Here is a 25,413-nt window from a genome sequence, read left to right on the forward strand (position 1 = left end):
AGTCTACGGGGGGCTCGCTTCACGTCTGCCGGACGACCCGATCGCGCAGATGGGTGGGGGAGCGGGTGACCGGACGCCACAGCATTCGGGCATCGATCCAGGAAGGTGCGCGGACTTCGGGGACGCCCCGGTTCATGCGGATCGACCAACCGTTTCGATCGACGAACCTGTGGTGGTACCAACAGAGGAGGACTCCGTTGTCGGTGTGAGTCGGGCCGCCCTCGGCATGACCCGTGACGTGATGGATTTCGCACCAACCGGCGGGGACTCCGCAGCCGGGGATGATGCATCCGCCGTCCCGCAGCGCGATCGCGCGTCGCTGGTAGCGGTTGAAGACGCGCTCCTCGGTGCCGAGGCGCAGGATGCGGCCGTTGTCGCCGAGGGTCACGCGCTGCACGACGCCGGCGCAGCCGATGTGCCGTGCCGCGGTGAGCGAGAGGGGCTCGTCGGTTGCCTCGGTGTGTGCCCAGCCGCGACCCTCGACGAGGTCTTCTGAACGCACCGAGACTACGAGGGTGGGGGCCGCGCCGCCGATCGTCGGCAGCTCTCCGCTCACGGCTGCGGCCGCGAGCGCGCCGGCGAAGGCGTCGTGCTGTTGCTGCGGGCGGCGGCGGTCGTCATACGGTGCCGAAGTGTTCGACGCATCCGCTTCGACGAATCGCACGCCGTCGCCCGCGACCTTCGGCGAGAGCGATGCGTCGAAGATGCGCTGCAGTTGCGCCGCGACCTCGGGCAGCAACCGACCGTTGATCGGGACGAGCCCATCGCGCGCAGGTCCCAGCGTGAGCGCCCGCTTGAGGAGCGCTTGTCGTTCGCGGGGCTCGGCGCCGTCTTGGTCGAGCACGACAGCCCAGACTCGTGCCTGCACCTTGAGCAGGTCGGCGCAGAGGGGCGGGGCGCCGTCGGGCCCCTCGCCGCGCGCTTCGGCGGCGAGCACCTGATCGGCGACCAGCAGCGCCTCGCGCGACACCCCTGACGCCAGCGACGAGAGCGGCTCGGCCACGGCGAGAACTCCATCGAGCCCGACCTCGCCATCCAAGAGCGCCTCGCGCATCGCGGGAAGCGCGGCCGGTTCGAGTTCACCCGAGAACACCGAGCGACCCTGACGCGTGGCCCGCGCCGCGCGCTCCAACCGACCCACGGTGTGGGGGCCGAGGCGTGTCGTCCGCTGCACGAGCTCGCTCACGCTCCGGCATCCGAGCCGCGACGTCAGTCGCTCCTCCCGCACCGCCGATTCGGACCGCGCCGTGACCTCAGAAACGGCCTCGATCGTCACGGCGTCGACGCGGCGGCCGAGCCGACCCAGCAGCTCGAGCGCGACCGCCTGATCGGCATCGGATGCCGCCGCCACGAGCCCCTCGTCGTGCATTCGATCGACGACCTCGCCGACGTGCGCGACCAGTTCGCGCAGCGTGTCGACGAGGCTTTTCATACCTCAATTCTGCCGAGGGCCACCGACATTCAGCGGGGGTTTTGGGCAGGTCAGATATGAAATAGTTCTCATGTTTCGGGGCGTCTTGGGGTAGTCGTTTCGACTCGCCTTCGGCTCGCTCAACGACCGGTGCGGGGAGCGTTTCGTCTCGTCTGCGGCGCGCTCAACGAACGGAGGTCTGGCTCACAGAATCCGGACATCCGCGGCTCATATTCTGAAAAACGACCCACCGACCGAGCACGATCACCGAGCGCGAAGGCACCCGATGACCGCAATCATCAGCGCCACGACCACAGCAGTCCACGTCTCCGACGGCTCGTGGCTTACGGCGATCGTCGACTGGTCGGTGTCGCTCATGGAGGTCATCGGGCCGGTCGGCGCCGGTATCGCCATCGCCCTCGAGAACATCTTCCCGCCGCTGCCGAGCGAGGTCATCCTGCCGATGGCGGGTCTGACCGCCAGCCGCGGCACGTTCACCCTCGCCGAGGCGCTGATCTGGACCACCCTCGGCTCGATCGTCGGGGCGTTTCTGCTCTACGGCATCGGAGCGGTGCTCGGACTCCCACGACTGCGGAGGATCGCCGCGAAGGTGCCGTTGTTGCATCCCGAAGACATCGACCGCACCGTGGAGTGGTTCCGCCGTCACGGCGGCAAGGCCGTCTTCTTCGGACGGATGATTCCCATCTTTCGGAGCCTGATCTCGATTCCCGCGGGAATAACGCGGATGCCGCTATGGAAGTTCGGCCTGCTCACCGCCGCGGGCAGTGCGGTCTGGAACACGATCTTCGTCCTCGCGGGGTTCTATCTCGGTGAGTCCTGGCCGATCGTCGAGGAATACACGGGGATCCTGCAGTACGTCGTCATCGCCGCGGTCGCCATCGGCGTCGCCTGGTTCCTCTATGGCCGCACACGCGCCCTATTGCGCGCGCGCCGCGATCGTTCGCGGACTCCCGACGCGGCCCTCTCAGCATCCGGAAGGCGCCCCACCCGTACCCTTGATGCATGACGCTGACCTCGACGATCTCGCGCCGCCGGGCCACCCTCCGTTCGCTCATCAACGCGGTTCGTGGTGGCCTGATCGGGATCGCCGAGCTGTTGCCGGGTATTTCGGGTGGAACCGTGGCCCTGATCACGGGCGTCTATGAGCGCCTGATTGACTCGGCGGCCCACCTGACCTCCGCGGTCAAGGTCTGGGTGACGGGCCCCAACCGCAAACAGCGTTTCGCGGCCGAGATGCGCCACGTCGAGTGGTCGTTGATCCTTCCCCTGATGGTCGGGATGATCGCCATGGTCGTGCTCTTGGCGGGCACGATCGAATCCCTCGTCTCGACCCACGCCGAGGCGTCTCGTGGACTCTTCTTCGGTCTCGTCGCTGCGAGCATCGTCGTGCCCCTCGCGCTGATCCCGAAGCGCAGCCGCTCGATCGTGTCTCGTCTGCTTGGGTTCCTCGCCTTCGCCGCGGCCGCCGTGACCGCCTACCTGCTCGTGGATCTGGCCAGCGGCACGATCACCGTAGACCCGCCCCTCTGGGTCGTGTTCATCGCCGCGGCGATCGCGGTGTGCGCGCTTGTCGTGCCGGGTATCTCGGGCTCCTTCTTCCTCCTGGCCATCGGGCTGTACTCGCCGACGCTCATCGCGGTCGATCAATTCGACCTCGCCTATCTCGGCGTCTTCGCCGCGGGCGCCCTGCTCGGGTTGGTGACGATCGTCCGCGTCATGAAGTGGCTGCTCGACCACGTTCGCCGCTTCACGTTGCTGGCGATGGCGGGACTCATGCTCGGGTCTCTCCGAGCGCTCTGGCCGTGGCAGGAATTGGGCCCCGGCCAGACCAGCGGCGTCGGGGTACCGATCGCACCGACCGACCCCGTGTTCGCGCCCATCGCACTCGCGGTGCTGGGCGCGGCGCTCGTGATCGGTCTGGTCGTCGCAGAACGTCGGCTGGGCGGTCTCGCACACCCGAAAACCAGCGACACTGCCGCGGAGGGGCCCTCTCATAAGGTCCGCACAGAGACCGTACAGAAGCGCCCCACGTAGACTGAAGAGGTGCCCGCCGACCGCCTCCACCTCGTGCGGCATGGCGAGGTGCACAACCCGATGCGCGTGCTCTATGGCCGCCTTCCCGGGTTCGGGCTGAGCGCCGACGGGCGCCGGATGGCCGCCGACGCGGCGCGGTACGTCAATGATCTCGACCGGCCCCTGGCATCCCTCGTCTGCTCTCCGCTGCAGCGCGCTCGCGAATCGTCGATTCCGTTCTCCGAACTCTTCGGCTTCGAACCGCGCGTCGATGAGCGCGTGATCGAGCCCACCAACGTCTTCGAGGGGCGCCGCATGAAGCAGGCGCTCGCGAATCCCGCCAACTGGCGGTATCTGCGTCGGCCCGAGATCCCGAGTTGGGGCGAGCCCTACGTGAGCGTCGTCGAGCGGATGCACGCGGCGATGAACGAGGCGTGGGACGCCACCGACGGCGGCGACGTCGCGATCGTGTCGCACCAACTGCCGATCTGGGTCACACACCTGTCGGTCGCGGGATTGCCGTTGCGCCACGATCCCCGCCGTCGGCGCTGCGCGCTCTCGAGCGTGACGAGCTTCGAGCGCCACGGCGATGTGTGGCGCGAGGTGGACTATGCGGAGCCCGCGAACACCGCCGGCGCCGTGGATGTGGGGGCGGTATGAACGTGCGACGGATGCTGGGCGGCGTTGCCGCTCTGGCGCTCGCGGTGACGCTGGCGGCCTGCACGGGTGGCGGTGACCCCCTCGCCGACGAGTACCGCGAGGGCAGTGACAAGGGTTACATCGCCGGAAGCTACGACGTCGTCGAGATCCCCGCCGCCGAGCGCGGCGAACCGGTCGAGTTTGCGGGCGTCACCGAGCTCGGCGATCCGGTCTCGAACGAAGACTCCGCGGGCGAGGTGCTGGTCGTCAACTTCTGGTACGCCGCGTGCGGCCCGTGCCGCGTCGAAGCGCCCCTGCTCGAGCAGGTCTGGCAGGAATACGAGGGACAGGATGTCTCGTTCCTCGGCGTCAACACCTATGACCAGCCCGATACGGCCCTGGCCTTCGCTGAAACCTACGGCGTCACGTACCCGAGCGTGATCGACATCAACGACAAGAATGTCGGGCTTGCGTTCGCCGACGCGACCCCGATCCAGGCGACGCCGACGACGCTCGTGCTCGACCGCGAGGGTCGGGTCGCTGCGCGGATCATCGGTCAGCTGCAGAGCGCGTCGATCCTGTCGACCCTCGTCAGCGACCTCCTGGCGGAGTCGTCATGATGGCGGAGAACCTGTGAATCCCGGGGCCACGATCGTCGATGGCGCTCTGTGGCTCGCGATCCCCGTCGCCCTGCTCGCTGGCCTGATCTCGTTCCTCTCGCCGTGCGTGCTCCCGCTCGTGCCGGGCTACCTCGGCTTCATCGGCGGCTCCGTCGCGCCGCGCGCCGCGGGTTCGAGCGCCGCAAAAGCGGGTCGTGGCCGTCTGCTCGGCGGCGTCCTGCTCTTCATCGCCGGTTTCACGGTCGTCTTCATGACCGTGACGATCCTCGGCGGTGCGGCCGGGCGCTTCTTCATCCAGTACGGCGATCTCATCACCCGCATCATGGGTGTCGTCATCATCCTGCTCGGGCTGGTCTTCATCGGCATGTTCGGCGTCGCTCAGCGCACGCTCCGCCCGCAGCTCCGCGGCAATGTCGGGCTCATCGGCGCCCCGCTGCTCGGGCTCGCGATGGGCATCGGCTGGACCCCGTGCATCGGCCCGACGCTCACCGCGATCGTCTCGGTCTCGTGGAATCTCGGTGATCCCTGGCGCGCGGCCTGGTTGGGCTTGGCGTACTCGCTCGGGCTCGGCATCCCGTTCATCCTGATCGCCCTCGGACTCGGCTGGGCGACGCGATCGGTCGACTTCCTGCGCCGCCACATCCGTGTCGTCAACATCATCGGGGGCCTCATGCTCGTCGCGCTCGGTCTGCTCATGGTGACCGGCTTCTGGGGCCAGATCATGTCGCGTCTCGGGGCGGTGATAAGCGGTGTCGAACTCCCTCTCTGATCCGCTCCGCCCGAGCGATCACGCGGATGGTGCGGCGGATGTCTCGGCGCCGCGCCTCGGGCCGGTCGAATGGCTGCGGTGGGCCTGGCGCCAGGTCACGAGCATGCGGACGGCCCTCGTGCTGCTGCTTCTTCTCGCGATCGCAGCCATCCCCGGATCCCTCGTTCCCCAGCGCAGCGCCGACCCGAACGGCGTCACGCAGTACTACACCGACCAGCCCGACCTCGCGCCGATCCTCGATGGGCTGAGCCTCTTCGACGTCTACACGTCGCCCTGGTTCTCCGCGATCTACCTCCTGCTCTTCCTCTCGTTGATCGGCTGCGTCATCCCGCGCGCCAAGCACCACGCGAAGGCGCTCATGTCGAGGCCTCCGCGCACGCCCGTGCGCCTCTCGCGCCTCGCGGACTACGAAAAGCACAGTGTCGAGGCCTCGGAGGGGACGGATGCCTCGGCCCAGGCATCCGACGCCGTCGATCTCGCCGCGAAGCAACTGCGCCGCGCCGGCTACCGCGTCGAACGGGACGATTCCCGCGGCAGCTGGTCGGTTTCGGCGGAGCGTGGGTATCTGCGCGAGACCGGGAACCTCGTCTTCCACATCGCTCTCGTCGGGGTGCTGATCGCGGTCGGTTTCGGTGGCGGCTTCGCCTACACGGCCCAGCGCGTGGTGGTCGAGGGCACGACCTTCGTGAACACGCTCACCGACTACTCGTCCTTCAACCCGGGTCGGTTCGTCGACGGCACGACTCTCGCGCCCTACGCTGTCACCCTCGACGAATTCCAGGTCTCGTACCAGGGCTTCGGCACGAACGCGGTGGGCCAGGCCGGGGACTTCGCCGCCGTCATCACGACGCGCGAGCCCGATGGTCAGACCACCGAGGACGCGATCCGCGTCAACCACCCGGTCGACCTCGCGGGCGACAAGCTGTATCTGCTGGGCAACGGCTACGCACCGACGATCGTCGTTCGTGATGCCGAGGGCGTCGTGCGGTATCGCGAATCGCAGCCCTTCCTTCCGCAGGACACCAACATGACTTCGCTCGGCGTGGTGAAGGTCGCGGATGGCTTCGCGGAACAGCTCGGCATGATCGGATTCTTCTATCCCACCCAGGATGTGCTCACGTCGGGGGCCTACACGTCGACCTTCCCCGATCTGATCAACCCGGTTCTCACATTGAACGTCTTTCAGGGCGACCTCGGGATCAACGATGGCACCCCCCGCTCGGTCTACACACTCGATGTCGGCGAGATGACCCAGCTCACGGGCGGATCGACGGGCGTCGACTCCATCGAGCTGCGCCCCGGAGAGACGGCGGATCTGCCGAACGGCCTCGGCACCGTCACGTTCGAGGACGAGTCCGCGACGATCGCATCGGAGGCTCCGGTCAAGCGCTTCGCGTCGTTGCAGGTGCACCGCGATCCGTCCGCCGTGTGGGTTCTGGTCTTCGCCGTGCTGGCACTGCTCGGTCTGCTCACGGCCCTGTTCGTGCCGCGTCGACGTGTGTGGGTCAAGGCCGCCGTCCGCGAGAGCGAGGATGGCCCGCTCATCGATCTCGAATACGCCGGCCTCGCCCGTGGTGAAGATCCGGCCCTGCGCGCCGCCGTGACGCAGGTCGCGGATCGGCACCTCGCGGCGTTCGATCACCCCGTTGTCGACGCCCTCGAGCCCGGCGATACCGGCAGTGGCGACCGCCGCGATGCCCCCACCCCCGACGTAAACTGAGGCCATGCCCGCCGAAGAAACCCTCTCGCTGGACGCCGTATCGGTGCTCCTGATCTGGACGGCCATCGCGATCTACGCCCTCGCGTTCATCGCCTACGCCCTTGACCTCGCACGCCGCTCGGCGATGGCGGTCGACGCCAAGGGGGTTCCCGAGTACGCGACGCAGCGCGAGCTGGTCGGGGTGGGCACGCGTCTCGGATCGGGCGCGCCGGCCCGCGGAACCGGCTCGGTCGACACCGCTCAGCCGGCCGCGACTCCCCGTCGCCCGCGGCAGATGTGGGCCCGCGTCGGCACGGCGTTGACCGTTCTGGCGTTCCTGTTCCACCTCGGTGCCACGATCACGCGCGGAATCGCGGCGGAACGCGTCCCCTGGTCGAACATGTACGAGTTCTCGATGACCGGCACCCTGCTGATCGTCGCCGTGTACCTCGTCGTCCTGTTCCGCTACGACCTCCGCTTCCTCGGCACGTTCATCACCGGCCTCATCGTGATCCTTCTCGCCGGAGTGCTCCTCGGTGGGCTCTACACCGAGGTCGTTCCGCTGATGGACCCGCTGAAGAGCGTGTGGCTCGTCATCCACGTCTTCGTCGCCTCGCTCGGCACGGCATTCTTCGCGCTCGCCTTCGCCCTGTCGGTCGTGCAGCTCATGCAGGCACGTCGCGAGCGGCGTGCGGTCGAGGCATCCGAGTCATCCGAAGCGAAGCCCTCACCACGTTTCCTGCGGACGCTTCCGACCGCCGACACGCTCGAGAGCCTGGCCTACCGCTTCGCGATCGTCGGCTTCATCTTCTGGACGTTCACCCTGATCGCCGGCTCGATCTGGGCGCAGGATGCCTGGGGTCGCTACTGGGGCTTCGACACGAAGGAAGTCTGGACCTTCGTGATCTGGGTGCTGTACGCCGGATACATCCACGCCCGCGCGACCCGCGGTTGGCGCGGCACGCGTTCGGCGTGGCTCGCGATCATCGGCTTCGCGGCGGTCATGTTCAACTTCACGATCGTGAACATGTTCTTCAAGGGTCTGCACGCGTACAGCGGCCTGTCGTAAGTCTCTTCTCCGCGCCGGATGTCCCACCTTTTCACCTGACGCTCAGTCTTGGGGTGAAAAGGTGGGACATCCGCGTGCCGGCGATGCCGGGGCGGGCCTGGAGCTCAGGCGGGCTGCGCCGCGAGCAGAGCCCGCGCCGAGGTCGAGCGGCGCTGCGCGACAACGACCATGCTCGCGATCAGCGACAGTGCGCCCCACGCGATCAGGCCGACGCCACCGGCGGTGACCCCGCCGGCGCCCGTGAGGGCACCGACCATCGCGTGATACGCCGGAGCTGTGGGCAAGAGGCCGGCGATCGAGGCGAGGGGCCCCGGTACGGTCGACACGATTCCGGTCGCGAGCGCCAGCACCCCGACGAGCGCCGCGACCCAGCGGCCAGCACCCCCGAGTACCGCGACGAGCGCCTGGTTGACGGCCGCGAAGGCGACCCCGGCGATCATGCACACGGCGGCGAACGTCCACCACTGGCCCCAGTCGTACGAGGCCGCGAACTGCGCGACGATCGCGACCAGTAGGCCCTGGGCCGCCCCGAGAAGAGCGGCGGGCAGGAAGGCCCGCAGCGTCAGGCGCACCGTGGATTCGCGTGCGGCGAGGGCACGGCCGGTCGCGGCGCGCAGTGCGACGAATGTCGCCAGGCCCCCGAACCAGAGCACGGCCATCGAGAGCAACGGGATGGCGGATGCGCCGAAGAGGGATGTGCCGATGCCTTCGGTGCCGACGGGGTTGCTCAGCACGGTTGCGAGGCTCGTCGCTTCGTCGTCGGTGTAGGTCGGCAGGGCCGCGGTGGCCTCGTCGAGGCCGTCGGCGAGCGAGGTCGCGCCGTCTGCGAGAGACCCGACGCCGTCGACGAGCGTCTGCGCGCCGGCGCCGAGCTGTTCGGCCCCCGTCGCGAGCTGCGCGGTGCCGTTCTGCAGTCCGCGGGCGCCGTTCGCGCTCGCGGTCGTGCCGTCGGCGAGCTGCGTGAGCCCGGACGAGAGCGAGGTCGCCCCGGAGGCGGACTGGCGCAGACCGTCGACAACGGGAGAGGTCGGGCCGGTGATCTGACCGACCCCGGCTGCGGTGCCGGCGGCTGCGGGTACGAGCTGATCGGCGTACGCATCGGTCGTGCTCGAACTCACGAGCGCTGACTGCAACGAGGTGCAGAACGCGCCCGAGGCGCCGGATGCGTCGCAGTCCGCGACGAGCTGCGTCAGGGCAGCCGTCGTGCCGCCGCTCTGCGCGTCGACAGCGGCGGCGAGCTGGGACGCCCCGTTCGCGGCCTGGGAGAGCTGCGTGCCCGAGAGCTGGTCCGCGATCTGCGTGATACCCGAGCCGAGGCTCGCTGCCCCGCCCGCCGAGCTGCGCATGCCGCCGGCGATCGTGTCGAGACCACCGGCAAGCTCTCCTGCCCCGGAGGCGGCCGAGCTCGCGCCCGTGGCGAGTTGTGTCGCGCCGCTGGGGAGCGCCGCACCGCCCTCGGCCGCCTGCGCGGCGCCGTCGGCGAGTTGCCCTGCCCCGTCTGCCGCCTGACCGATCTGGTCAGACAGCGTTGTGAAGCTCAGGAAGACGTTCTCGAGGGTGAGGGTCGAGATCTGCTCGCCCATGACGGTCGCGGCCGTCTGTGTGACCTGCGAGGTGATCGCGTCGTCGACGAGCAGGGATTCGGATGACGTCGCCACCTCGATGACGGCCTTCTCGGGCGTCGTCGCGGCAGAGTCGGCCAGAGCCTGACCCGATGAGGTCGCGGCGGCCGAGAAGCCCGACGGGATCGTCACGATGGCGTCGTACGTGCCGTCGGCGAGACCTTCGGCCGCGTCCTCATCGTTCGAGAGCACCCAGGTCAGGTTCGAGTCGAGGTCGTCCGATCCCTCGACGAGTCCGGCCGAGAGCTGACGACCCAGCGGCGTGTACTGGTCATTGACCGTGACGGGCTCGTCGTCGTTCACGATTGCCGCGGTGATCTCGTCAAGGCGTTCGGTCGGGTTGTAGAGGGCGGTCACGAGGATTCCGCCGAGCACGGCGGGCAGCAGGAGCACCCCCAGCACGGTCAGCCAGGTCACGGGGCGGCGCGAGCGCGCGCGCTCGATCGGAAGAGTCATACGTTCACCTCATTCGAGCTCGTGCGAGCTACGTTCTTCGTCAAAGTCAATCCCGTCACGTCCGGCCGTCGTGCCTCCGCGAGCAGGGCGAGGGCCGCGGGCTCACGCCGGGCCGAGGCGATCACGGTGAGCCTTCCGTCGGGCGACCGGTCGGCAGCGTCGCGCAGCAGCGCGGATGCCTGGTCTCGTTCGGCGTCGCCGATGACGGCGTCGAGTCCGTCGATCACGACGAGGCGCGGCGAACCGGCCAGCGCGCTTCGCAGCTCGCCCATCGGGTCATCCGTGTCCGTGAGCAACGCGACGCCGACGTGCGAGCGCACCCAGGCGCTCCGGCCGGGCAGCAGGTGCCCGCAGACCTTCAGCGCGCCGTCGCTGGGTGCGATGCGGCCGGCGAGTGTCAGGAGCAGGCTCCGTGCGGCGATCGGTTCGGACGACGTCACCACGAGGGTCTGCCCCGACTCGAGGCGAAGGTCGACACCGGCGAACAGAACGCGATCATCCTCGACCAGTGAGAGGTCCTCGGCCACGGCCACGGCCGTGGTATCCGGCTCGGGCCAGTCCGCGTACTCGATCTCGCGGCGGACGGCGTCGCCCTCGATATCGATGTGCGGCAGGATCCGGTCGACCCAGCGGGGAATCCACCAGGCTTTGTCGGCGAGGAGCGCCATGACCGCGGGGATCAGCGTCATGCGAACGAGGAAGGCGTCGATCGCGATTCCCGCGGCTAGACCCAACGCGATCGGTTTGATCGAGGTATCGCCCTCGGGCACGAAGGCCGCGAAGACCGCGAACATGATCAAACCGGCCGCTGTGACGACGCGCGCCGACGCGGTGAATCCCGAGCGCACGGCGCCGATTGCGGTAAGCCGGTCTGCGCGGCCACGCCGCTCGCGGGACGCATGCACGAAGTCCTCGCGCATGCGGGTCACGAGGAACACCTGGTAATCCATGGCGAGCCCGAACAGCACACCCATCAACACGATTGGCATGAAGCTGATCACGGGGCCCGTGCGGGTGACGTGCAGCAGATCGGCGAACCACCCCCACTCGAAGACAGCCGCGACGATGCCGAAGGCGGCGGCCACCGAGAGCAGGTAGCCGAGTGCTGCGGTGAGCGGCACGGCGATCGAGCGGAACACGATCATCAGCAGGATGAACGAGAGCCCGACGACGAAAATGGCGAAGGGGAGCAGCGCGGCGCCCAGGCGATCGGAGATGTCGATCGCGATGGCGGTGAACCCGGTGACCTTCAGGTCGACACCGTACTCGTCGAGCAACTGATCGTGCAGCGCGCGCAGATCGCGGACGAGTTGCGCGGTGGCCGGGTCATCCGGCGCGGTCGTCGGGATGATCTGGATGATGCCCGTATCGGCGGTTTCGTTGGGTGTCGCGAGAGCGATCGTGTCGACCCCCGGGGTTTTCTCGATCTCGGCGGCGAGGTCGTCCATCAGGGCGACGGGGTCGGTCGAGGTGACGATCGTGCCCGTCATGATGAGCGGTCCGTTGAACCCGGGACCGAACTCCTCGGCGATGAGGTCGTAGCTCTTGCGCGCCTCGGACGACTCGGGCAGCATCCCCGCGTTCGGCAGGGCCAGGGCGAGCTGTGTCGCCGGGATCGCGGTGATGCCGAGGCCGACGATCAGCGCCACGGTCGTGATGACCGGGTGCTTCGTCACGCCGCCGACCCACCGCTGCGCGAAGCCGAGGCGAGGGCGCGTCGGACCCGACCGGCGGGCGCGCGGCGTCCTCGGCCGCGGCATCCGTCCACGTACGCGCCCCTTGACGAATCCCAAGAGGGCGGGGGTCAGGGTGAGCGCGACCAGCACGGCGATGGCCACGGCGACGGCGGCAGCGATACCCATCGTCGTGAGGAAGGGGATGTTCGCGAACGAGAGTCCGATCAAGGCGATGAGCACGGTGATTCCGGCGAAGACGACCGCCGAACCCGCGGTTCCCGTCGCGCGCGCGACCGACTCCTCCGGATCGATGCCCGACCGCACCTGGTCTTGATGTCGAGCGACGATGAAGAGCGCGTAATCGATGCCCACCGCGAGCCCGAGCATCAGTGCGAGCAGAGGCGTCGTCGACGAAATGGTCGTGAACACCGTGGCGAAAAGGATGAGCGCCATCGACAGACCGACGCCGATGAGTGCGGTGACGAGGGGGAGCCCCGCGACCAGGAACGATCGGAAGGTCACGATGAGCACGAGCAGGGCGATCAGGATGCCGACGGCCTCCGTGATCGTCACCCCCGGCACCGATGTCGAGAACAGGTCGCCGCCGAGCTCGGCTTCGGACCCCGCGGGTAGTTCGTCGCGCAGCTCGGTCACGACGTCGGTGAGTGCGGCGCGGGTCTCGGCCGAGACATCCGTCGCCTGCCCGTCGAACTGCAGCCGGACGATCGCGGCGGACGCATCCTCGGTGACGAGACCGGAAACCGTCTCATCGAACGGATCCGTGACCGCCAACACGCCGTCGATGTCTTCGAGTTCGGCGATGGATGCCTGGATGTCATCGAGATAGGGGGCCTCATCGGCGCGATCGCCCTCCGCCGCGACGACGATGAATTGGGCGCTGGTGCCGCTCGCCTGGGGGAATGTGCGGCTCAGCTGCTCGAGGCCCTCTTGTGCCTCGGTGCCGGGAATCGAAAATGAGTTATCGGTTCCCTGGCCGAGCAGCACGGCGCCCGCGCCGCCGAGGCCGAGGAGTAACAGCCACGCGATCAGCACCCGCCAGCCGTGACGGTACGCCCAACGTCCCAGTGAGTAGAGCAGAGTGGACACACGGCCTCCAGGGCGCTCGAGTGGTCATATCGATACGCCGGTGTATCCGATACATAGGTGTATCGTAAAACGTCCGCGCAGGGCAAGGCTGTGTAGTCGATGTGAGGATTTCTTGGAGGGAGCGCGCATGGGTGACACCACGGTTGACAGAACCGTCGCGACGACCCGTCGCCGTGAGGCGACCCGTCAGCGACTCCTGGACGCAGCGGCTCAAGTGTTCGCGGAAGTCGGGCTGGATGCGGCCACCGTCGAGGCCGTGTGCGAGCGCGCCGGCTACACGCGAGGCGCCTTCTACTCCAACTTCGACAGCAAAGAAGAACTCTTCCTCGAGCTCGCCGGTCGCGTTGCGCGAGAGAGGGTCGCCGCTGTGCGGGCGCGGGTCGGGGAGCTCGAGCACGCTGACACCGCTCCGAGCGCCGACGCGTTCTCGATCGTTCAGGAGGTGCTCGACGTCTCGAACGACGATCGGCTGGGCGTGCTGCTCATGAGCGAGATACGCATCCACGCGCTCCGCAATCGTTCGCTCGCCGATGCATACCTCGCGCAAGAGGCCGAAATGGTGACGAGCGTCGCTCAGATCATCGCCGACATCGTCCGTACGCGCCGCCTTGCGTTACGCGTACCCGCCGACGAGGCGGCCCGGCTGATGCTGATGGCGTGGGAAGGCGCGTCGGTACGTGCCGTGATGGCCGGTCTCGACTACGAGCAGCTCTGCCGTCGCACGAGCGTCGAGATCGGCCGGCTCGCGCAGCTGATCATCGACCCTCCCGCTCCCTGAGCACAGCGAGACAGCGCTCGAGGCGGGCGAGCCACCAGTCGCGGCGCTCGGGTGCAGCGGCCAACCGCTCGATGGCATCGGCATCGGGGCGAATGCGGCCGACGCCGATTGAGCCCGCGTTCTGCTCCAGCACAGCGACATCCGTCTCGAAAAGTGCGGACGTGCCCAGCCCGCAGTCGTAGTCGAGGTCGGGGAGCGCGGCCGCGAGCGCGACGCCCATCGAGAGGCCGATCGCCGTGTCGAGGGCGCTGGAGACGACGACGGGAAGACCCGCCCGTTCGACAATGTCCATGGCCCGGCGAATCCCGCCGAGGGGTTGGGCCTTGATCACGAGAAGATCGGCGGCCCCGGCTCGCGCGACCGCGATCGGGTCCTCGGCCTTCCGCACACTCTCGTCGGCCGCGATCGGGATGTCGAGGTAGCGGATGCGTTCGCGCAGCTGCACGAGCTCGTCGATGGTCGTGCACGGCTGCTCGATGTACTCGAGGTCGAACTCGGCGAGGGCGTGCACCGCATGCTCGGCCTCGTCGACGTTCCACCCGCCGTTCGCATCGACGCGGATGCGCCCCTCGGCACCGAGCTCGTGTCGAACGGCACGCACGCGTTCGACATCGTCGGCGAGGCGTTGACCGGGTTCGGCGACCTTGATCTTGGCGGTCCGGCACCCGGGGAAGCGCGCGAGGACCTCGGGGACGGATGCTGCGGGCACGGCCGGGATCGTCGCGTTGACCATGATGTCGGTCCGCCGCGGCTCGGGCAGCTCGTGCCAGCCGTAGTCGAGCGCTGCCTCGAGCCAGGTCGCCGCCTCGTCGTCGCCATATTCGATGAAGGGTGAGAACTCCGTCCACCCCGCGGGCCCCTCGATCAGCAGCGCCTCGCGCGCGTCCAGGCCGCGGGAGCGGACGCGCAGGGGGAGGGCCACGACGACCGCGCGTTCGCGGAGGTCGGCGAACGAGGGAAGGGGTGATGCATCCGTCATGTCCCCATCTTGCTCCTGCCGGTGCCTAGGCTGGGGCCATGGTCTCGGAGATCTTCGATCCCGCGGAGTGGCGCCTCGCGCCCGGCGCGGACGCCTACACGGACATTACGGCGCACGTGTCGATCGACGGACGCGTCGCGCGCGTCGCTTTCAACCGTCCCGAGGTGAGGAACGCTTTTCGTCCGCGCACGGTGGATGAGCTCTACCGAGCTCTCGACGTCGCGCGCCAGGACCCGAAGATCGGCGTCGTGCTGCTCACGGGCAATGGGCCGAGCCCGAAGGACGGCGGATGGGCGTTCTGCTCCGGAGGAGACCAGCGCATCCGTGGCCGGGACGGGTACAAGTACTCCGAGGACGAGACATCCGTCACGGACCCTGCCCGTTCGGGGCGCCTGCACATCCTCGAGGTACAGAGACTCATTCGGTTCATGCCGAAGGTCGTGATCGCGGTGGTGCCCGGCTGGGCGGCCGGGGGCGGGCACAGCCTGCACGTGATCTGCGACCTGACGATCGCGAGCGCCGAGCACGGAAAGTTCAAGCAGACGGATGCGGATGTCGGATCGTTCGACGCGGGCTACGGCAGCGCCTACTTCGCCAAGCAGGTCGGCCAGAAGGTCGCGCGCGAGGTCTTTTTCCTCGCCGAGGAGTACTCGGCCGAGCGCGGTCGCGAGATGGGCACGGTCAACAGGGTGGTGCCGCACGCGGAGCTGGAGCGCGAGGCTCTCGCGATGGCGCGGACGATCTTGGGTAAGTCGCCGACCTCGATCCGCATGCTGAAGTTCGCGATGAACGCGGTCGACGACGGACTCGTCGGGCAACAGGTCTTCGCCGGCGAGGCGACGCGGCTCGCCTACGGCACGGATGAGGCCGTCGAGGGCCGCGACGCGTTCCTCGAGCGCCGCGAGCCCGACTGGGCGCCCTACCCCTGGCAGTTCTAGCGCCCGCATGAGCGACACGTCGAGCGATCCGCGCGCCCTCGCCGCGACGCTGCCGACCCTGCTGAGCGGCGTCGAACCGATCCTGATCACAACGTCCGGCTCGACCGGCGTGCCGAAGACCGTCGTCGTGAGCACCGCGGCGCTGCGGGCCTCGGCAACCGCCACGGCCGCGCGTATCGGCGAGGGTGCGTGGCTGCTCGCGCTGCCGGTGGCCTATGTCGCGGGGCTGCAGGTTCTGGTGCGCGCGCACCTCGCGGGGACGCGGCCTGTGTATCTCGACGGACGATTCACCCCGGATGCGTTCGTCGCGGCCGCGCACGAGATGCCCGTGTCGGCGTCGCGCTACACCTCGCTCGTGCCGGCCCAGCTCGCAACGGTCGTGTCCGCCGCCGAGACGGAGCCGGGAGTGCGGGACGCCCTGCGGTCTTTCGAAGCGATCCTGATCGGCGGTCAGGCGCTTCCCCTGCCACTGCGCGAGCGCGCCGACGCCCTCGGAATTCGCGTCGTCCGCACGTATGGCTCGACCGAGACGAGCGGCGGGTGCGTCTACGACGGCGTGCCGCTCGACGGTGTCGATGTGCGCGTGATGGGCGGCGAGCTGGTGATCGCGGGGCCGACGTTGGCCGACGGATACCTGGGCGACGACGCACTGACGACCGCGACCTTCCCGGTCGACCCCGACGGCACCCGCCGCTACCGCACGGGCGACACCGGTTCGGTCGAGGACGGCGTCGTGCGTGTCACCGGGCGCCGCGACAACGTGATCGTCTCCGGAGGAGTGAACGTCTCGCTCGATCGCGTCGAGGCGGTCGTGCGGGGGGTGCCCGGGCTCGAGCATGCCGTGGTGATCGGCGTGCCGGACGAGCGGTGGGGCGAGGCATCCGTCATCGTCCTCGAGTCGATCGAAAGTGCAGACGACGCCGCGCTGCTCGAAGCCGCCCGCGCGGCCGTCGCCGAGGCGATCGGACCCGCCGCTCGCCCCGCGCGGATCGCGCGACGAGCGATCCCGCAGCTGCCTTCGGGTAAACCTGATCGGACCGGCATGAGGCAGGATCTCGCGCGGGAATAGGATCGCGGCATGGTTCCCTGGCCCCAGCTCGTCGCGTTCTTCATCGCCTCGCTCGTGCTGATCGTCATGCCCGGACCCTCGGTGCTGTTCATCATCGGCCGGTCTCTCGCACTCGGCCGCCGAGGCGGCGTCCTGTCGGTCGTCGGCACGACGCTTGGCATGCTCGTGTTGGTGGTGCTGGTCGCGCTCGGGCTGGGTGTGATCGTCGCGCAGTCGGTCGTGCTGTTCACGATCGTGAAGTTCGCCGGAGCCGCCTACCTGATCTGGCTGGGCATCCAGGCCATCCGGCACCGCAGAGAGGCAGCCGCCGCGGTCGCCGCGGGAGCTGCGGCGTCGTCGACCCGCCGCCTCGTCGGTGAGGGGTTCGTGGTCGGCGTGACCAACCCCAAGACGATCGCCTTCTTCGTCGCGGTCCTGCCGCAGTTCGTCGACTACGGCGCGGGGACCATTCCCCTGCAGATGCTCGAGCTCGGTGTCATCTTCGCGTTCCTGGCGTGGGCGAGCGATTCGGTGTGGGCGCTCGCCGCAGGGTCTGCCCGGGATTGGTTCGCCCGCAGCCCGCGCCGCGTCGAGCGTCTCTCGGCGGCGGGCGGCGGCATGATGATCGGTCTGGGTGGCGTGCTCGCGCTGACCGGCTCGAAGCACTGAGAGGCGATCCGCCTAGGATGAACCCTCGTGGCAGGTACAACTCGCAAGCGGACCGGTAAGAAGCAGCGTGGCGGCGGCGACCCGCGTCGGAGCGGTCGCCCCGACGCCGTGACAGTCAAGCCCGCAACCGCGCGGGATTGGATCGGTGCCGCGCGTCCCCGAACCCTGCCCCTGGCGATCGCGCCCGTCGTCGTCGGCACGGGAGCCGCCGTTCTCGCGACCGGCATCTTCCACTGGGTCATCGCGCTCGCGTGCCTCGCCGTCTCGGTGTGCCTGCAGATCGGCGTCAACTACGCCAACGACTACAGCGACGGCATCCGCGGCACCGACAACCACCGGGTGGGTCCGGGACGCCTCACGGGTGCCCGTCGTGCGAAGCCCCGCACGGTCCTCACCGTCGCGCTGGTCTTCTTCGCCCTCGCCGCCGTCGCGGGCCTCGCCATCGTGATCCGCACCGAACAGTGGTGGCTGATCGCCGTCGGTGCGGCCTGCATCGTCGCGGCGTGGTTCTACACGGGCGGTCGTCGCCCCTACGGATACTTCGGGCTCGGCGAGATCTTCGTGTTCGTCTTCTTCGGGCTCGTCGCCACGATCGGTACGACCTGGGTGCAGGCGCTGTACGTTCCGCAGGAGGCGTGGTTCGGGGCGGTCGCGATCGGCCTGCTCGCCTGCGCCGTGCTGCTCGCCAACAACCTGCGCGACATCGACCAGGACCGGAGCGCGGGCAAACGGACGCTCACGGTTCTGATCGGCAAGCGGGCAACCCAGGTGCTCTTCACGGTCTTCGTGCTCGTGCCGTTCGGAATCGCGGCTTTCTTGGCGTTGGTCTATCCGATCGCGTGGCTCACGCTGCTCGCATTGCTCGCGGGACTCCCGGCCATCCTGATCGTCTGGACGTTCCGGGCGCCGCGCGAACTCGTGACGGCGCTGGCGCTGACGTCGGTGACGTCGCTCGGCTACGCCGCGCTACTCGCGTGGGCGTTCGTCGGCTGACAGATCGTCTTCCGCATCCTCGTCGGGCACCTGCGCCCGTGAGTCGGACCGGCGCTTCGCGAGGCCCTGGGCGACGGCGGCGCGCGGCTGACGGAGGAACAGCAGGGACAGGCTGAGCCCGATCAGGGCCGCGAAGACGACGGCGATGAGCCAGTTCTCCCGGAAGATCGGAAGCAGCAGCATGAGGCCGAGCGGAACCAGGAACGCGAGCAGACGCAGCACGCTGTAGACGAGAACCGGCGGAACCTTCACCCTCTCATCCTAAGTCGGCGCTTCCGGCCCGAAGGCTGGCCTGGGCAGACCCTCACAGTTGCGCAACGACGGGTCTCGACCCACCCCGCGCGCCTAGGTGCGCGGGTCAGAATCGGGTGGCGTGGCGCGCGGCGTTGACTCTGGCATCGCGCGCTGACGGTCGCGAACGGGAACGGGCGGGCCGTTGCGGTGTGAGAGCGTGCGGGATCGCACGGCGAGGGGCTCGTGGCGACTGTCGGTGCGTGCTGTGACGCCCAGGGACCCCTGGGGAGGCCTATGCGGGCGCCAGCCCGGCGGCTGTAGCGACGCGGAGCTTGCGGAGGTTGTGGCAGATCGTGTGGAGTAGCCATTCGCCTTGGGCGCCGGCGAGTCCGCGTAGCCGGAGCTGTCCGGCGTTTTGCCGGGTCTTCATCTGCCCGAACGCGGGTTCAACGATGGCTTTGCGGCGCGCGTAGTCGGTGCGGCCCTGCTCGGTGCGCAGCGCGTGCGCCATCCGCTCCCGCCGGCTCGCGTCCTCTGGGGCCGGGTCCGGGGCGCCGGCGGTAGGGAAGCTCTCGCCGTGACGTTGCCGTCCCGTCGCGATCAACACCTGTGCGTCCAGATCGTCGGCGGCTTCGAGGTTGGCTTCCGAGCAGTAGCCCGCGTCAGCGAGGACGACCTCTGGGGAACGCTCGATTCCTGCCGCGTCGAGGTTCCGTAGGGTCTGCTCGGCCATCGGGACGAACTGCTGGATATCGGTGGCCTGCTGGGTGACCTCGGCGCTCAACACGATCTGGTGGCCCTCATCGACAACGGCCTGCGCGTTGAACGCGTAATCGAAGCCGCGGACCGTCTTCATCATCCGCGCCTCAGGATCGGTGAAATTGCGTTGCGCTTTCGGCTTCGGCGCCGCCGTGTCCACCGCAGTCGCGACGGCCGCGTCGGCCTGCTCAGGGGGCTGACCGGCGGCGTCGGCCTTCTTCCGCGCCACGGCTGCCGCCTTCTCGGCGGCGTCGGCCTCGATCGCGTCCTTCGCGGCACGTAGTTTTGCCAGGCGCCCCTCACGGCGGGCCAGCTCCGGGGCGACCTCGTCCCCGCGCCGGTCCTGGCCGAACTGCTGATCCTCGGCCTCATCGACCGCCTCCGCCTCGGCGAGCAGCGCAGCGACCTCGGCTTGGAGCTGATCGATCTTCGGCACGATCCGGTCATAGCTCATCGCCTTATGCCGCGACGCGTTCGCAGCCAGCTTCGTGCCATCCAGCGCGACCCGCCCCAACCGCACCAGCCCCGCCTCCGCGCAGACCCGCAGCACCTGCAGGAACAACCCCGGCAGGGCATCCAGGTGACGCCGACGAAACCGGGCCAGCGACCGGTAGTCGGGCGCCTGGTTGCCCGACAGCCACCGGAAGGCGATATCGCGCTTGCAGCGCCGCTCCAACTCACGAGACGAGGTCACGCCCGTCGCGTACGCGAACAGCAGCAGCTTCAACATCATCCGCGGGTCATACGGAGGCGCACCCGAGGCGGACGCGTACGACGCGTAGACCGGCGTCAGATCCAAGAGCTCTTCGACGACCTCGGAGATGAACCGGGCCTCATCATCCTCGTCCAGCCAGTCATCCAGACTCGGCGGGAGCAGGAAACACTGCCCCTGGTCATACCCACGGAACGTCTTGCCCGCACCCGCCGGTGCAGCCGATCCCGGCGCCCGCGCCTCACCCGGCTCGACCTCGAACAGACCCTCCAGGCTGGCAGTCACCGTCATGAATCGATTCTCCCAGCACCCCGCGCTATCCACCGGATTCACCCCGGCGCGTTAACGGAAGGATCTGACCCACGCACCTAGGATGGACCCTATGCCCCGCGTGCTCCTGATCGTGGCGGTGCTGGCATTGGCGTTCTACGTCGTGAGCATCGTTGACGTCGCCGTGCAGCCACCGACCCGTCACCGGGGAGTCTCCAAGACCACGTGGATTGCGATCGTCATTCTGCTCCCCGTTCTCGGCGGCGCCCTGTGGTTCGTGGTGGGCCGATCGCGCCCCTCACGGCTGAAGCTCGCGCTCGCACCCGACGACGATCCCGAGTTCCTCGGACGCGTCGGCGGCGGGACGTTCTCGGACCAGGATGAGCGCATCCGTCGTCTCGAAGAAGAGCTCGCGATGCTCGACGCGGAAGCGGACGACCCTCCGAAGGATCCTGGCCCCGCAGACCCGGACTCCGACGGCCCGCGTCGCGGCTCGATCGGCTGACAGTGTCCCTTGCCGGCGGCGGTACGCCGCGAACCTCGCCGAGCCCCGCCATGGACGCGGCGTCCGCGCTGCTCGACGAACTCGTGCACCTCGGCGTGCGCGACATCGTGTTGAGCCCCGGGTCGCGCTCGCAGGCGCTGGCTCTCGCGGCGACGGCCCTGGAGCGCGCTGGACGCGTCTCACTGCACGTTCGCATCGATGAGCGGGTTGCCGGCTTCACAGCGCTGGGCCTGGCCCGCGAGTCCCGCCTGCCCGTTCCCGTGATCTGCACGTCGGGCACGGCCGTCGCGAACCTGCTGCCGGCCGCGCTCGAAGCGCATCACGCCGGGGTTCCCCTGATACTGCTCACGGCGGATCGCCCTCCAGAGCTCCGCGGAGTCGGAGCCAATCAGACCACCCGCCAGCCCGGGCTGTTCGGTCCGTCGACCCGGTTCGCGCTCGACGCGCCGGTGCCGGAAGACATCGACGACGCGGGGGATTCGACCCAGACCGCGACCTTCCGGGCGATTGCCGCGGATGCCTTCGCCGCCGCATCCGGTTCCGTCTCGCTTCCCGCGGGGCCCGCGCACGTCAACCTGCCGGTGCGCGAACCGCTCGCCGGGTCCCTGCCCGCATGGTTTGCGACCGAACGCGAGCCGACAGAAGACGCGCCGCCCCCCGTCGAGGCTGCTTCGGGTGCGCTGTACCAGGGGGGTGGCGGCATCGGCCTCGCCGAATCGAGCGACCTCGACCAGGCCATGCCGTACGCGTTGGCTCGAGGTCCGCGCACGCTGGTGATCGCCGGTGCCGACGCCGGTGTCGGGGCCGAACAGGTCGCACACGATGGCGGGTGGCCCCTCGTCGCCGAGATTGTCAGTGGCGCCCGTTTCGGACGCAATCTGGTGCACGGATACCGCGCGCTCCTGCGCGATGAGACCCTGGGCGGCGCCGTCGAGCGAGCCATCGTGTTCGGGCGGCCGACCCTGAGCCGTGAGGTGGCGGCGCTGCTCTCGGACCCCGAGCTCGACGTGATCGCCGTTCGCGGACCCGGTGAGCGCCTGAACCTCAACGGACACACCGAGCCCGTTGAGTCCGTGCGGGTCGACCCGGGCGAGACCGACCGGGAATGGCTCGGCGTATGGATGCGGGCGTCTCAGGCGCAGGAAGTTGACCTCGGCGCACCCGCGCCCGACCTCGCAGGTCTCTCCGCTTCGGATCCCGTCGCGCGGCGGAAGGCCGTCGACGCAGAACTCGCGGCCGTGCGCGCCCCGCTCGATCGCACCACTCTCGTCGATGCGCTCTGGCGTGCCACGTGGCCGCACGATCGCCTGGTGTTCGGGTCGTCGCGTCTGGTGCGTGTGGCAGACGGCGTGCTCGGAGGCAAGAAGGTGCCCGTCCACTCCAACCGGGGTGTCGCGGGGATCGACGGCACGATCGCCACGGCGACGGGGATTGCCCTCGCCAGCCAGGCCGACGGGCACTCGGGCGTCACCCGCGTGCTGCTGGGTGACCTGGCGCTGTTGCACGACGTCGGGGCGCTCCTGCTGCCCCCGAGCGAACGCGAGCCGCGGCTGCAGGTCGTCGTCGGGAACGACGGCGGCGGCACGATCTTCGACGGGCTCGAGGTCGCGCAGGTCGCCTCGCCCGAAGACATGGACCGCGTGCTGTTCACCCCGCAGGCCGTGCGCCTCGAACACCTGGCGCTCGCCTACGGCTGGGAGTACCACCGGCCGACAACGCGTTCGGCGCTGGATCAGCTGCTCACCTCGCCCATCGGCGGACGCCAGCTGATCGAGGTGCCGCTCGAGCGGTGATCACGCCAGCGCGTCGACGATCGGGCGGAACTTCATCCGCGTCTCGAGCAGCTCGGCCTCGGGATCGCTGCCGAGCACGATGCCCGCGCCCGCATGAGCGGTGACGGGTCGGGTGTCGTTGAGCTGCCACGAGTGCCCGTCGCTGGTTGCAGCACCACCGAACTGAGCGCTGCGCAACGCGATCGCCCATTCTCCATCACCGGAAGCGTCGATCCAGCCGACGGGTCCCGCATACCGACCGCGATCGAAAGGCTCGATGCGTCGAATGACCTCGAGTGCTGCGGCGGTGGGTGTTCCCGCGACCGCGGCAGTCGGGTGAAGGACGCCGACCAGATCCAGCGCTGAGACACCGTCCGCGACGATCCCCTCGACATCGGTCGCGAGGTGCCAGACGTTCGGCAGCTTGAGCGCGAACGGTTGCTCGCTCGCGGTGAGCGCGCTCGTGTGGGGCCGCAGGGTCCGCAGCACGCTCTCGACGGCGAAGCGGTGCTCGTCCTGGTCTTTGCCGCTCGCGGAGAGGGCGACGGATGCCTCGGTGTCACCATCCGCATCGGCACCTCGTGGCGCCGTGCCGGCGAGCACCCGGGCCGTGATGGTCCCGCCCGACACGGTCACGAGAGTTTCGGGGCTCGCGCCGATGATGCCGTCGACGGCATACGTCCAGACATCCGGATACCCCGTCGCGAGTGCGCGCACGAGTCTCCGCAGATCCGCGCTCGCGGGAACAGAGCCGATGAGATCACGTGCCAGCACGACCTTGCTGACCTCACCCGCCGCAATGGCCTCGAGGCCATTGCGGACGGCCGCCTGGTAGCCGGGTGCATCGAGTTCACCGGGCCCGACGGTCGCCGACCAGGCGGGGCCCCACTCGCGCGCGGAGGGAGTGATGGGTGCCTCTGCGCCGGCGCGATGGATCGTGGTGATCCACGACCGTCCCGCCCGGCGTCCGAAGACGAACTGGGGCACGATCAGGGCGCTAGCCGTCGCCGACGAGGGGTCGAAGCTCAGTGCGCCGAACGCGATGAGGCCGGTTCCGGGTAGCCCGACCTGGTCAGAGACGCTCGCTGCCGCCGCGACCGCTCGCCACGTATCGGCGAGGGCAGCGGCCTGCGAACCATCGGGCGGATTGGCGCGATGACCGCCCACCTCGATGATCGCAGCCGAGCCGAAACCCACCATTCCCTCGCCGCGGCGCAACCACGCGAGCGGATGCGCGGGCTCGGCGTACGAAAGAAGGTCCTCGATGAGATCGAATTCTCGGGTTGTGACGACAAGCCGAAGCACGCGGGCGGGGGCGGACTCGGTCACTGCTCCAGCCTAGACTCGCTGCGTGAGCGCAGATCCGAATGTGCCGGCCGAGGCATCCGAACCTCCCCCTGTAGGGACGAAGGTGGAGTTCCGCTGGCGCAAGTGGGATGGCTCGACCCACTGGGTGCACGAGTGCGTTTACCTCGGCTCGGACGAATGGGGCGACTGGTTCGGCCAGCGCGGGGGGTGGCGGAGCGACCGACCGGGTCGTTCTGTCGTGGTCGTCGAGGACAACGTGATGCTGTTGCCGCCGTCGGGCGATCACGTCTTGACGATGAATGCGCGCCCGCATCCCACCCGCGTGTACATCGACATCGCGTGGGACGCGCGCTGGTCCGGCGGCGAGCCGACCGGCATCGACATGGACCTCGATGTCGTCGACCAGGAAGCGCGCGGTGTCTATATCGACGATGAGGACGAGTGGCAGGAGCACCGGGTGCTCTACGGATACCCGCTCGACCTGGTCGAGAAGCTCGAGGCACTCACGGCCGATCTGTTCGCGGCAGTCACCGCGCACGAGCCCCCGTACGACCCGGCGACCGCGGCTCACTGGCTGGCACGCCTCGTAGACTCGACGGGTGACCCCGCAACCGCCGAACGATGACCGTAACGAGCCGAACCGTGCCGATCTCGGCAAGGATCCGGCTCGGGTCAGTGGCATGTTCGACCAGGTCGCGGGTCGCTACGACCGCACCAACACCGCCCTCAGCCTCGGCAACGATCGGCTGTGGCGTGTCGCCACGCGCCGCGCCGTTGCTCCGCGCGCGGGCGAGCGGATCCTGGATCTCGCGGCGGGTACCGGCGCCTCGTCCGTTTCGCTCGCGCGGAGCGGTGCGGAGGTCGTCGCCGCGGACTTCTCTCCCGGCATGATCGCCGAGGGTCGACGCCGGCACGGCGACGTGCCGGGCCTGTCGTTTGTGGAGGCTGACGCGACCGATCTGCCCTTCGGCAACGATGAATTCGACGCCGTGACCATGTCGTTCGGCCTGCGCAACGTCAACGAACCACGCAAGGCGCTCGCCGAGCTGTACCGGGTGACCAAGCCCGGGGGGCGCGTCGTGATCTGCGAGTTCTCGCATCCGCCGTCGCGCGCTTTCGCCGAACTGTACGGCTTCTACAACTCCCGTGTGCTCCCTGTCGTCGCGCGGGCGCTCTCTTCTAACGCCGATGCCTACGACTACCTGAACGAGTCCATTCGCGACTGGCCGGATCAGCAGACCCTGGCCGCATGGATCCGCGCCGCGGGCTGGCAGGATGTCGCCTACCGAAACCTCTCGTTCGGGATTGTCGCTCTGCACCGCGGGCGGAAAACCCGCCGGTAGGCT

The 25,413-nt window shown here is 69.0% G+C and carries 23 protein-coding genes; 16 read left to right on the forward strand and 7 right to left on the reverse strand.

The window, feature by feature from the left end:
• Window positions 1–19 precede the first annotated feature (19 nt).
• A complete protein-coding gene (locus CGU34_RS05710; protein ID WP_100813557.1) occupies window positions 20–1,432 on the reverse strand; it encodes an HNH endonuclease signature motif containing protein in 1,413 nt (470 codons plus the stop codon).
• A gap of 265 nt (window positions 1,433–1,697) precedes the next feature.
• On the opposite strand from CGU34_RS05710, the gene CGU34_RS05715 reads away from it, so the two are divergent.
• The 7 genes from CGU34_RS05715 to ccsB are packed head-to-tail and all read left to right on the forward strand — an operon-like array spanning window position 1,698 to window position 8,241.
• The gene (locus tag CGU34_RS05715) at window positions 1,698–2,438 is read left to right on the forward strand and encodes a DedA family protein (RefSeq protein WP_100813558.1); all 741 of its coding nucleotides are present in this window, start codon (window positions 1,698–1,700) and stop codon (window positions 2,436–2,438) included.
• Window positions 2,435–3,466: a DUF368 domain-containing protein gene (locus tag CGU34_RS05720; protein ID WP_081766459.1), complete on the forward strand. Its 1,032-nt coding sequence runs from the start codon at window positions 2,435–2,437 to the stop codon at window positions 3,464–3,466. Before CGU34_RS05715 ends, CGU34_RS05720 begins: the two co-directional genes overlap by 4 nt.
• Before the next feature lie 9 nt (window positions 3,467–3,475).
• Window positions 3,476–4,105 carry a histidine phosphatase family protein gene (locus CGU34_RS05725; RefSeq protein WP_036301531.1) on the forward strand — a complete coding sequence of 210 codons (630 nt, stop codon included), beginning with the start codon at window positions 3,476–3,478 and terminating at the stop codon, window positions 4,103–4,105.
• Window positions 4,102–4,704 (forward strand): TlpA family protein disulfide reductase, encoded by a 603-nt coding sequence (locus CGU34_RS05730; RefSeq protein WP_100813559.1) that lies wholly within the window; start codon window positions 4,102–4,104, stop codon window positions 4,702–4,704. Before CGU34_RS05725 ends, CGU34_RS05730 begins: the two co-directional genes overlap by 4 nt.
• A 13-nt stretch (window positions 4,705–4,717) precedes the next feature.
• On the forward strand, window positions 4,718–5,473 hold the full coding sequence (locus CGU34_RS05735; RefSeq protein WP_100813560.1) for a cytochrome c biogenesis CcdA family protein: 756 nt from the start codon (window positions 4,718–4,720) through the stop codon (window positions 5,471–5,473).
• Window positions 5,454–7,193, forward strand: a complete 1,740-nt coding sequence (gene resB / locus CGU34_RS05740; RefSeq protein WP_100813561.1) for a cytochrome c biogenesis protein ResB — start codon at window positions 5,454–5,456, stop codon at window positions 7,191–7,193. The genes CGU34_RS05735 and resB overlap by 20 nt, the downstream gene beginning before the upstream one ends.
• 4 nt (window positions 7,194–7,197) lie before the next feature.
• On the forward strand, window positions 7,198–8,241 hold the full coding sequence (gene ccsB, locus CGU34_RS05745) for a c-type cytochrome biogenesis protein CcsB (protein ID WP_100813562.1): 1,044 nt from the start codon (window positions 7,198–7,200) through the stop codon (window positions 8,239–8,241).
• Window positions 8,242–8,345: 104 nt separating this feature from the next.
• On the opposite strand, the gene CGU34_RS05750 is transcribed toward ccsB, so the two are convergent.
• Together CGU34_RS05750 and CGU34_RS05755 are read right to left on the reverse strand one after the other, a co-directional pair.
• Complete coding sequence (locus CGU34_RS05750; RefSeq protein ID WP_100813563.1) at window positions 8,346–10,319, reverse strand: YhgE/Pip domain-containing protein; 1,974 nt, start codon at window positions 10,317–10,319, stop codon at window positions 8,346–8,348.
• Window positions 10,316–13,102, reverse strand: a complete 2,787-nt coding sequence (locus CGU34_RS05755; protein WP_100813564.1) for an efflux RND transporter permease subunit — start codon at window positions 13,100–13,102, stop codon at window positions 10,316–10,318. Before CGU34_RS05755 ends, CGU34_RS05750 begins: the two co-directional genes overlap by 4 nt.
• A gap of 127 nt (window positions 13,103–13,229) precedes the next feature.
• On the opposite strand from CGU34_RS05755, the gene CGU34_RS05760 reads away from it, so the two are divergent.
• Window positions 13,230–13,880: a TetR/AcrR family transcriptional regulator gene (locus tag CGU34_RS05760; protein ID WP_100813565.1), complete on the forward strand. Its 651-nt coding sequence runs from the start codon at window positions 13,230–13,232 to the stop codon at window positions 13,878–13,880.
• Here the strand turns inward: CGU34_RS05760 and CGU34_RS05765 are convergent.
• Complete coding sequence (locus tag CGU34_RS05765; protein WP_100813566.1) at window positions 13,858–14,859, reverse strand: o-succinylbenzoate synthase; 1,002 nt, start codon at window positions 14,857–14,859, stop codon at window positions 13,858–13,860. The genes CGU34_RS05760 and CGU34_RS05765 overlap by 23 nt on opposite strands.
• Window positions 14,860–14,897: 38 nt before the next feature.
• On the opposite strand from CGU34_RS05765, the gene CGU34_RS05770 reads away from it, so the two are divergent.
• The 4 genes from CGU34_RS05770 to CGU34_RS05785 are packed head-to-tail and all read left to right on the forward strand — an operon-like array spanning window position 14,898 to window position 18,507.
• Complete coding sequence (locus CGU34_RS05770) at window positions 14,898–15,797, forward strand: 1,4-dihydroxy-2-naphthoyl-CoA synthase (RefSeq protein ID WP_100813567.1); 900 nt, start codon at window positions 14,898–14,900, stop codon at window positions 15,795–15,797.
• Between the two features lie 7 nt (window positions 15,798–15,804).
• Window positions 15,805–16,866: an AMP-binding protein gene (locus tag CGU34_RS05775; RefSeq protein WP_100813568.1), complete on the forward strand. Its 1,062-nt coding sequence runs from the start codon at window positions 15,805–15,807 to the stop codon at window positions 16,864–16,866.
• 9 nt (window positions 16,867–16,875) lie between these two features.
• A complete protein-coding gene (locus CGU34_RS05780; protein WP_100813569.1) occupies window positions 16,876–17,514 on the forward strand; it encodes a LysE family translocator in 639 nt (212 codons plus the stop codon).
• Window positions 17,515–17,541: 27 nt separating this feature from the next.
• Window positions 17,542–18,507 (forward strand): 1,4-dihydroxy-2-naphthoate polyprenyltransferase, encoded by a 966-nt coding sequence (locus CGU34_RS05785; protein WP_036301556.1) that lies wholly within the window; start codon window positions 17,542–17,544, stop codon window positions 18,505–18,507.
• Here the strand turns inward: CGU34_RS05785 and CGU34_RS05790 are convergent.
• Both CGU34_RS05790 and CGU34_RS05795 read right to left on the reverse strand, forming a co-directional pair.
• Window positions 18,481–18,759, reverse strand: coding sequence for a DUF4229 domain-containing protein (locus CGU34_RS05790; RefSeq protein WP_036301557.1), 279 nt, complete (start codon window positions 18,757–18,759; stop codon window positions 18,481–18,483). The genes CGU34_RS05785 and CGU34_RS05790 overlap by 27 nt on opposite strands.
• 274 nt (window positions 18,760–19,033) lie before the next feature.
• Window positions 19,034–20,503, reverse strand: a complete 1,470-nt coding sequence (locus CGU34_RS05795) for an IS1182 family transposase (RefSeq protein ID WP_036294992.1) — start codon at window positions 20,501–20,503, stop codon at window positions 19,034–19,036.
• A gap of 91 nt (window positions 20,504–20,594) precedes the next feature.
• Between CGU34_RS05795 and CGU34_RS05800 the strand changes: the two genes are divergently transcribed.
• Both CGU34_RS05800 and menD read left to right on the forward strand, forming a co-directional pair.
• Window positions 20,595–20,987, forward strand: coding sequence for a PLD nuclease N-terminal domain-containing protein (locus tag CGU34_RS05800; RefSeq protein WP_036301559.1), 393 nt, complete (start codon window positions 20,595–20,597; stop codon window positions 20,985–20,987).
• A gap of 50 nt (window positions 20,988–21,037) precedes the next feature.
• A complete protein-coding gene (menD, locus tag CGU34_RS05805; RefSeq protein WP_100813570.1) occupies window positions 21,038–22,780 on the forward strand; it encodes a 2-succinyl-5-enolpyruvyl-6-hydroxy-3-cyclohexene-1-carboxylic-acid synthase in 1,743 nt (580 codons plus the stop codon).
• Here the strand turns inward: menD and CGU34_RS05810 are convergent, their stop codons facing one another.
• Entirely contained in the window at window positions 22,781–24,088 is a 1,308-nt protein-coding gene (locus CGU34_RS05810; protein WP_232711557.1) for an isochorismate synthase, read from the reverse strand.
• A 22-nt stretch (window positions 24,089–24,110) separates the two neighbouring features.
• Here CGU34_RS05810 and CGU34_RS05815 point away from each other — a divergent pair, with 22 nt between their 5' ends.
• Window positions 24,111–24,692, forward strand: a complete 582-nt coding sequence (locus CGU34_RS05815) for a DUF402 domain-containing protein (RefSeq protein ID WP_232711558.1) — start codon at window positions 24,111–24,113, stop codon at window positions 24,690–24,692.
• A 55-nt stretch (window positions 24,693–24,747) separates the two neighbouring features.
• Complete coding sequence (locus tag CGU34_RS05820; RefSeq protein ID WP_081766464.1) at window positions 24,748–25,410, forward strand: class I SAM-dependent methyltransferase; 663 nt, start codon at window positions 24,748–24,750, stop codon at window positions 25,408–25,410.
• The last annotated feature ends 3 nt before the right edge of the window (window positions 25,411–25,413 follow it).

It is taken from the genome of Microbacterium lacus (assembly GCF_002812805.1).
GTDB classification, from domain to species: Bacteria; Actinomycetota; Actinomycetes; order Actinomycetales; family Microbacteriaceae; genus Microbacterium; species Microbacterium lacus_A.